The organism is Bradyrhizobium sp. UFLA05-153 (genome assembly GCF_054185185.1).
Genome location: NZ_JBBIAM010000214.1, coordinates 1 through 8127, shown reverse-complemented (window position 1 = coordinate 8127; position 8127 = coordinate 1). Strand labels below are relative to the sequence as shown.

Annotated in this window: 6 protein-coding genes; 3 read left to right on the top strand and 3 right to left on the bottom strand. The window is 59.0% G+C overall.

Features of this window, described 5'->3' with window-relative positions; all coding sequences use genetic code 11:
* Positions 1-791 precede the first annotated feature (791 nt).
* Complete coding sequence (locus Q2941_RS49475) at positions 792-1028, top strand: hypothetical protein (protein WP_027524537.1); 237 nt, start codon at positions 792-794, stop codon at positions 1026-1028.
* 33 nt (positions 1029-1061) lie between these two features.
* Positions 1062-4448 carry an adenylate/guanylate cyclase domain-containing protein gene (locus Q2941_RS49470; protein ID WP_458197227.1) on the top strand — a complete coding sequence of 1129 codons (3387 nt, stop codon included), beginning with the start codon at positions 1062-1064 and terminating at the stop codon, positions 4446-4448.
* 204 nt (positions 4449-4652) lie between these two features.
* On the opposite strand, the gene Q2941_RS49465 is transcribed toward Q2941_RS49470, so the two are convergent.
* Both Q2941_RS49465 and Q2941_RS49460 read right to left on the bottom strand, forming a co-directional pair.
* Positions 4653-6491, bottom strand: coding sequence for an enoyl-CoA hydratase-related protein (locus Q2941_RS49465; protein ID WP_458197226.1), 1839 nt, complete (start codon positions 6489-6491; stop codon positions 4653-4655).
* Positions 6492-6781: 290 nt separating this feature from the next.
* Entirely contained in the window at positions 6782-7024 is a 243-nt protein-coding gene (locus tag Q2941_RS49460) for an FAD-binding protein (RefSeq protein ID WP_084801953.1), read from the bottom strand.
* A 428-nt stretch (positions 7025-7452) separates the two neighbouring features.
* Between Q2941_RS49460 and Q2941_RS49455 the strand changes: the two genes are divergently transcribed.
* A complete protein-coding gene (locus Q2941_RS49455; RefSeq protein ID WP_458197225.1) occupies positions 7453-7728 on the top strand; it encodes a YjiS-like domain-containing protein in 276 nt (91 codons plus the stop codon).
* A gap of 62 nt (positions 7729-7790) precedes the next feature.
* Here the strand turns inward: Q2941_RS49455 and Q2941_RS49450 are convergent, their stop codons facing one another.
* Positions 7791-7910: a recombinase family protein gene (locus Q2941_RS49450; protein ID WP_458197224.1), complete on the bottom strand. Its 120-nt coding sequence runs from the start codon at positions 7908-7910 to the stop codon at positions 7791-7793.
* Positions 7911-8127 lie beyond the last annotated feature (217 nt).

The following is an 8127-nucleotide window of genomic DNA, read 5'->3' as shown; positions in this document are numbered from 1 at the left end:
ATAGAAACGGATCAGGAGCGGTCAGTTTCCAACTAACAAACCGGCTCAAGCGGTCCCGCTCCGCGGGTCCATTTCATTACATCGAGGCGGCTGAACAAGAGCGCATGGCGCGCGACGCGATGGCGATGCTGATCAAAGCGAAGGAAAGGCGAACATCAGGTGGCTAACTTTCGGGATCGGTTAGCCAAAGACGCAAAATTTTCTAACGATATCAGGAGGCAAAAATGCACATGGTGGGCCCGGCAGGACTCGAACCTGCAACCAGACCGTTATGAGCGGTGGGAAAAGGGATGCGCCCGTTGATCCTTCTGCATTTTTTGTGATGTTTGGCGACGTTCGTCGCTCCTTGCGAGGTCGTTTCTGGTGCGAAACTGGTGCGGTTAGCCAGCCTTCAATCCATCGCCTCAATGGCCTGGCTCGTGTCTTATTCGAGTTCTAGCACCGCACACCTCTACTGAAGGTTGGTTGGACTTCCACTCGTTCCGCCATATGCAGCTGAAATAATTGATATATTTTCGAAATTGCGAACATGACCCCCGGCATGACCCCCGTTCCGGCGCGCGTTTGAGCTGCCGTTAAGGGAATAGCCAACTGAAAACTCGCCTTAGGCGCCGCCCGACGGCCACCAAGCATGCAGGTGCAGCCCGGCTGACAGATAACTGGGCCTAGCGCCCAAAACCCTCTGCTTAGCCCCCTGCATTGCCTCGCTCCGGCACATCGCATGAACCAATAAATGAAATTCGGGCTGAGGAAATACGAGATGACTCACCCGCGCGATAGAATCGGCAGACATGAACCAACGGAGCTTCATCGCGCATTGCGGTATCGCCGCGCGCGACATGTTGATGTCCTACTTCGAGGTCCTCATCGTGCTGTCCACCGTGCTTCGCATCGAGCGCACGCGGCGGAGCGAAAATAATATGCTCGACCTGAGTCTTACCGGCTTTGACCTGACCGGACATGCGACACTGTCCTTTGGGCGCTACAATAAGTCGGCGTGCGTGGTAGACTTTCTGTCCTGTTGGTGAGGACGGACAGCGTTAAGTCCGAAGGGGGCCGCGATGCAGCAAATTGCTGACTGGCTCGAAAGGCTCGGCATGGCCAAGTACGCGGAGAGGTTTGCCGAGAACGACATTGATATGGCCGTTCTCCCCGACTTGACCGATCAACATCTCAAAGACCTTGGCGTTTCGCTCGGCCACCGGTTGAAAATGCGGCGTGCGATCCGCGATCTCAGGAACGTCTCGGCTGCTGTAACGGCACGTTCTGCACTCGTGGATATCGAGCCTACTCGGCGAGAGGACGCCGAGCGTCGCCAACTGACGGTGATGTTCACCGACCTCGTTGGCTCGACCGCGCTCTCGACCACGCTCGACCCAGAGGATCTGCGTTCGGTAATCGGCGCCTATCATAAGTGCGTCGCGGAGACGGTCGCCCGGTTCGACGGCTTCGTGGCCAGGTACATGGGCGATGGGGTGCTCATCTATTTCGGCTATCCCCACGCCCACGAGGATGATGCCGAGCGTGCCGTCCGGGCGGGACTGGCGATCATCGAGGCGATCGGCAAGCTGGGTATCCAGGAGCCGCTCCGGGTGCGTATCGGGGTCGCGACTGGCTTGGTCGTGGTCGGCGATCTCGTTGGTGTCGGCGAGGCCCAGGAACGCGGGGTGGTGGGCGAGACGCCGAACCTGGCGGCTCGTCTGCAGGGGATCGCCGAGCCGAACTCGGTTGTCATCGCCGAAGGCACTCGAAGGCTCCTCGGCAACCTCTTCGAGCTGCGGGACCTGGGGCCAGGGGAGCTCAAGGGGTTCGCCGGGCCAGTGAAAGCTTTCGGCGTGCTGCAGGCAAGTTCTATCGAGAGCCGCTTTGAGGCGATGCACCCCGGCGGGCTGACTGCACTGGTGGGACGAGAAGAAGAACTTGGACTGCTGTTGAGGTGCTGGTCGCAAGCAAAAAGGGGCAAAGGTCAGGTGGTGCTGCTATCCGGCGAGGCCGGGATAGGCAAATCCAGGCTCTCAACCGCGCTAATGGAGGGGATCGCAGCCGAACCTCACACGCGGTTACGTTACTTCTGCTCGCCGCAACACACCGACAGCGCATTTTATCCAATCATTGGGCAGTTGGAACTTGCCGCCGGATTTGCAGTCGGGGACACACCGCAAACAAAGCTCGAAAAGCTCGGTGCCCTGCTGGCACGGACAAGGACGTCCCCGCAAGACGCGGCGCTTTTGGCTGAGATGCTGTCGCTTCCCAACGACGGACGCTACCCCGCTCTGGAGCTTGCTCCCGGACAGCGGCGTCAGAAAATGCTGGAAGCACTCGGCATTCAATTGGAAACCCTGGCGCGCTCCGGCCCCGTGCTGATGATCGTCGAGGATGCGCACTGGGGCGATCCTACGAGCCTGGAAGGCTTCGGTCGCACGCTAGACCTGATCGCAACGGTTCCCGTTCTCATGGTTGTGACATTCCGCCCGGAATTCGATCCGCCCTGGATCGGGCGGCCGCACGTGACCGCCATGACGATCAATCGGCTGACGAAACGCCAGGTCGGCGCCATGATCGACGGCGTAGTCGGCAACAAGCTGCTGCCGGCGGGCATCAGGCAGGACATCATCGAACGTACCGATGGCATCCCCCTGTTCGTGGAGGAGATGACGAAGGCAGTGCTGGAGGCGGAGGGCCAGAGCGCGGTCGAACGCACGATTGCCGTCGTTCCGTCCCCGGCCTTGGCGGTCCCCGCAAGTTTGCACGCCTCGTTGATGGCGCGGCTCGACCGGCTCGGCCCTGCCAAGGAAGTGGCACAGATTGGCGCGGCGATCGGCCGGGAGTTTTCGCATGCTCTCCTGGCGGCGGTGGTGCGCATGCCAGAGGCGGAACTGGGATCAGCGCTAGACCGTCTCATACAGACTGGTTTGCTTTTCAGGTTGGGCTTGCCGCCGAATGCGACTTACCTATTCAAGCATGCCTTGGTGCGGGACGCGTCCTATGGCACGTTGCTGCGCGAACCCCGCCGCGCGCTTCATGCACGCATTGCCGAAGCAGTTGAAAGCCAATTCGCCGAGACAGCCGAGAGCCAGCCGGAGTTGCTGGCACATCACTGCACTGAGGCCGGGCTAATCGAGAAGGCAGCGGCCTTATGGGGCAAGGCGGGACAGCGGTCGCTAGCGCGTTCAGCGTTAGTAGAGGCGACGGTTCAGCTAATCCGCGCTCTTTCACAGATTGCGACGCTGCCGGGCACACCAGCGCTGCGTGGCGACCAGATCAAACTGCAGGTCGCGCTTGTGAATGCTTTGATGCACACCAAGGGCCACGCAGCCCCTGAGACTATCGCATCTCTCGATCGAGCCCGCGCCTTCATCGAGCAAGCGGAGTCACTCGGAGAGTCCCCTGAAGACCCGTTGCTCCTGTTTTCAGTCCTCTATGGGTTCTGGGTCGCGAACTATATCGGGTTCAACAGCGACGCTCTCCTCGACTTTGCGACAGAGTGTTTGGCGCTTGCCGAGAAGCGGGGAACAATGGTTCCACTCATGCTTGGGCATCGTCTAATGGGTACGTCTTTGATGTGTACGGGGGCCCTTGCGGAAAGTCGAGCACATTACGATCAGGCGATCGCGATCTACGAACCCGCTGAGCATCGTGCGCTGGCGACTCGATTTGGCCAGGACATGAGGGTCGCAGCCCTATCCTATCGCTCCTGGGCTCTGTGGCTTCTTGGCTTCCCCGAGGCTGCAGGCAGAGACGCTGAACAGGCGCTCAAGGAAGCGCGCGAGATCGGTCAAGCGGCCACGTTGATGTATGCCCTGTTCCATACATCCTTTACCCATATCTGCTGCGGAAACTATGCGGCAGCAAGCGCCGAAGCTAATGAACTTGTCCCCCTGGCAGACGAAAGAGGTTCCTTGTTTTGGGGGGCACTCGGAATGCTGGCCCAAGGTTGCGTCTTGGCCCTCACTGGGAAGGTCTCAGACGCCGTCCATGTGATCACCTCGGGTATCATCGCACGTCGCTCAACGGCGGCAACAGCGCTAGAGCCATTCTGCTTATCGTACCTGGCAGGCGCTCATGCTGAACTCGACAACTTCGATGATGCATTGCACTGCATTCGCGAAGCGATGACCAAGGCAGAAACAACCAAGGAAAGTTGGTTTGAGGCCGAAATCAAGCGCATGGCAGGCGAAATCGCGCTATTGTTGCCCGACCCAGACGCAACGAAAGCGGAAGAATATTTCGAACATGCGCTGGCGGTCGCTCGTCAGCAGCAGGCAAAGTCCTGGGAACTGCGTGCGGCTGTGAGCATGGCGCGGTTGTGGTACGATCAGGGCAAACGACAGCAGGCCCACGATCTTCTCGCCCCGGTCTATGGTTGGTTCACCGAGGGTTTCGACACCCGCGACCTGAAGGAGGCGAAGGCCCTGCTGGAGGAGCTCGGGCAGCGAGAGCGCTTATAGCGGCAAAGGAGCAAGTAGAGGTCGGCTCTTGGCCCTCGCGTCTTTCGGGTGCGCGCAACAATTAGGTCGCTTTCGGGGAAAAGCAGACATCGAGCGGCAGGCGCGCTGCTGCTGGGGCATGACCAATTCTCCAAAGAGACTGCGCAAGCCCGGCTGTACGATTTCGTCCATGGGCCACGAGGAATTCGCTTCGGCCCATTTCGACTAAGCTTGAAGCAAGGCCCCCACGCGGACTGTGTGCCCGAAAAGAACTGAAACTCGCTCTCTCGTCGTCGCTGCAGTCGGAACAGGCGCAGCCTTCGGCGGATTCCCCTTGAAGACGAAGCGGCGCCGGGCTTCGTGATATGAGGGATTGGCTCCGAAGAAATTGACCTTCATGCGCTCCAACTCTTCTGCACGATAGTTCGCCAGCGGCTTGATGCTTTCGTCTTCCATACGCCCCTCATGCTTTTTTCGGAGGAGAGCGCGAAATTCCGGGTTTGCGGTGAGGAGCCTGGCGCGGTCTCTTATCTCGGCTTCAAAGCTTCGCGCGTCTTCGCCGAATACCTCGTCGAGGAAACCGATATCGCGCGCTGCCCGCGCTCCGATTGGTTGACAAGCTTGCGTCAGCTTCAGAGCCCGCGCTTGCCCCACTCTCTTTGGCAGCAAGTATGTCCAATATTCCGATCCATAAAGCTCGCCCATACCTCTGTAATGCGGGTTGAGGACGACTCCGAAGGCCGAATAGATGCGATCCGCCGCTAGCGCCAGCATAGCGCCACCAGCACCAGCATTGCCGCGCAATCCGGCGATGACGAGATGGGACATGGTATTGAGAATCTCGAGGACCAGATCGTCGATCGCGTTTATGTTGCGCCAGGATTCCTTGGCCGGGTCATTGCTCGCCTCAATGACGTTGAGATGGATGCCGTTCGACCAGAAATCGGCGCCGCCGAGCAATACGATGACTTTCGTCGGCCGCGAACGCGCGAAGAGAAACGCGTCGCGTAATCTATAGCACTGGGCAGTGCTCATCGCGCCATTGTAGAAGTCAAAGTAGAGGTAGCCCACATCACCCTCTTCTTCATACACGATCTCGCGGAATGTGTGGTGGTCGGTGGGCAGGTTGATCGCAAGTGGAGCTTCGGGCACCCCACGCAACAGCGAGCCCAACACCTGCGTCGCTGGCAACTTAATCCCAGATGGGGAACAAGGAGGCGAATTACATGATCGACGCTCGAAATTCGAATGTACAGCACGGCACTCTGCATTCTGGGGCGCGACTTCACCCTTCGCTTTGAGATGTGAAATCCATACGGCGCCGTCGATCGTGCCGATGCAGATTGCTCCGTCGCGTCGCGCGATAATCTTGCCCGTCGGGCCTTTGAGACGATCTTCAACATGAGCGCCATAAAGAAAGCACGTTTTTCCAAGCAGCGTATCGAGCACCCCGGGGGTGCTGTCCGCGGCGCTTATTTTTGCGAAAATCTCCATAGTCGAATTCCGGCTCCAGTCAATCGCGCGATCACTTTGGCGCATCGTCGGCCGCCAGCAACCGATTACATCTGCGCTACTGTAGTCAAGCGGTTCGGGCCTGAACTGTCGCAACTGGAATTTTTCAACAGCCTCCAGGACTGCCCGCACGGCCGCTTTGGTGACCTGCCGGCGGTACACGCTGCTTTTGGCAATCGAGGAGCCGGAGAGCGCAAAGTTGCGCGAAGCCCAAATCGCGCCTGCGTCCATTTCCGCCGTCGCCTGCAGGACTGTCACTCCCCACATCGTCTGTCCCGTCATGATTGCCCAATCCAGTGAGGACGCGCCGCGGTCGCCTTTCACGCCAGGATGCACGATCAAACAGACGTGTTTAGACCAAATGGCCTCGGGAATCTTTCGTTTCAGCATAGGCGCGATGATGAGGTCCGGCGCGTGTTGCCCGACGGCGTCAAGCATCGCCGATTCGCTGATGGCTAGTGCGACATCGACAATATGTCCGAGCTCAGTCAATTCGATAGATAGTCTCTGGCTGAGACTGTTATGCGCGGTGGTGAGAAAAAGTATTTTCATCAGTCCAGCTTAGGCGTCGAGCCGTCTCCTGTTCGCCAATTAGTGCCGAAAGTGACCCGGCCCTCTTTGGCTACTTCACAACAAATGCTTCGTGTGCAATGTGAGGAAGTTCACAGTCCCGAATGTTCCAGCTTGATCAGCTGTGGGAAAATCGTGCGCAGCCTCGGACGCATCCCGGTCGGGCGCCTCCGAGTGGCGGCCGATCAACGGCCCATGGCCACCGCCCAACGTGAGTCCTGCCCATGGCGCCCGCGCTGCATGAACCTGTCACGGCCGCCAGACCAAGCGGATCAGTCGCCGCAAGGACGTCCGAGGCCACGAGCCCCTCCCGAGATTCGTGCGCTGCGTCGGTCTGGGCTGACGACCACGTTCCTCAAGCCGCTGAGATCGAGCACTAGCCCGTCGCACAGGGCGTGACCGGCCCAATCGTGCCCACCGCCACGAACTGACAGCGAAAGGTCGGCAGAACGAGCGGCTGCGATTGCCAATTGAATGTCCTGCAATGTACGGCAATGAACCACAGTGCGCGGCATGCAGCCGACCGGCTTCGCCCAGATCGCCGTTGCAACCGCGTATCGAGCATCGCCCGGCCCTGGAACGCGGCCGTCAAGCTGTCCGGTGAGTCCTCGCAATGCGCTTTCGATCAGATCATTGGCAGCGGTACTCCGTGCCCGGCTTCATCGCCGGCAGGGTCAAAGAAGAAACTCAAGTTGAATCTTGTTTCCGCCAGTGTGATTCCGTTTCCCAACGGCGTGCACCGCGGTCTGCGAAGCGTTCCATTAGGGCCCTTGCCGTCGCGATCGCCGACCGTGAGCTATTCACGATATCTGCACGTTCAATTGATTGCTCTCAGGCCAATCTAAAGGAAAGCTCATTCCTATCTAAAAGCCTTGGAGGCGTGCCGGTTGCATGATGCGAGCGGAGAAAAGGGGGACCTAACCTCTTCGAGTGATGGGTCACCATGAGCATGCTAAGCAATACTACCGATCTATCCGCGACCCCGTTTATAGTTCGGAGGTCAATAAGACTTCTCACGCGCGGCATTTTTCGGATCGTCAATAACTTTGTCGCTGTCATTATCGCGCAGCGCGAACGCCAAGCAGCCCTGACCATTCTGTGGAGTCTTTCGGACCGAGAGCTGAGGGATATGGGGCTCTCTCGCTCTCAGATCGCCGGTGGTTTGGCCGAGGCCGCAAAGGATCGAGCGCGGCTTCAAAAGCTAGCTAGACGGACATGACTCAGAACCGGCTTTGAGTCGGCGCAGAATGACCCCGGCGCCCTCAGAGGCGGCGGTGGTTTTCAGGCCGCGAGCTTTTGTGCGGATCCTGAACATCGCTGCTTGGCTTTGGCCTTCGCCAACCCGCTGCGCACCCGCTCAACGATCATCGCGCGCTCGAACTCGGCGAACACACCGCACATCTGAAACATCCCCGGCCCGCTAGCGTCGCGGTGTCGATGGCCTGCTGAAACAGAAACAGATCGACGCCTGCCGCATGGATCTCCTGCAGGAAAGTGACCAGACTCTGTAGGCTGCGGCGCACGATCAATTTATCAGTGCACGGCCTAGTCATCTGGAACGAAAGTTCGTCACATTATATGATGGCTCGAATCTCTGCAGAGGAGAGCGCTTGTGGCG

Bases quoted from the DNA above. Each gene is read 5' to 3' on its own strand.
- Q2941_RS49475 (WP_027524537.1), top strand. From the start codon at position 792: ATGAACCAACGGAGCTTCATCGCGCATTGCGGTATCGCCGCGCGCGAC.
- Q2941_RS49470 (WP_458197227.1), top strand. From the start codon at position 1,062: ATGCAGCAAATTGCTGACTGGCTCGAAAGGCTCGGCATGGCCAAGTAC.
- Q2941_RS49465 (WP_458197226.1), bottom strand. From the start codon at position 6,491: ATGAAAATACTTTTTCTCACCACCGCGCATAACAGTCTCAGCCAGAGA.
- Q2941_RS49460 (WP_084801953.1), bottom strand. From the start codon at position 7,024: ATGCCGCGCACTGTGGTTCATTGCCGTACATTGCAGGACATTCAATTG.
- Q2941_RS49455 (WP_458197225.1), top strand. From the start codon at position 7,453: ATGAGCATGCTAAGCAATACTACCGATCTATCCGCGACCCCGTTTATA.
- Q2941_RS49450 (WP_458197224.1), bottom strand. From the start codon at position 7,910: ATGTGCGGTGTGTTCGCCGAGTTCGAGCGCGCGATGATCGTTGAGCGG.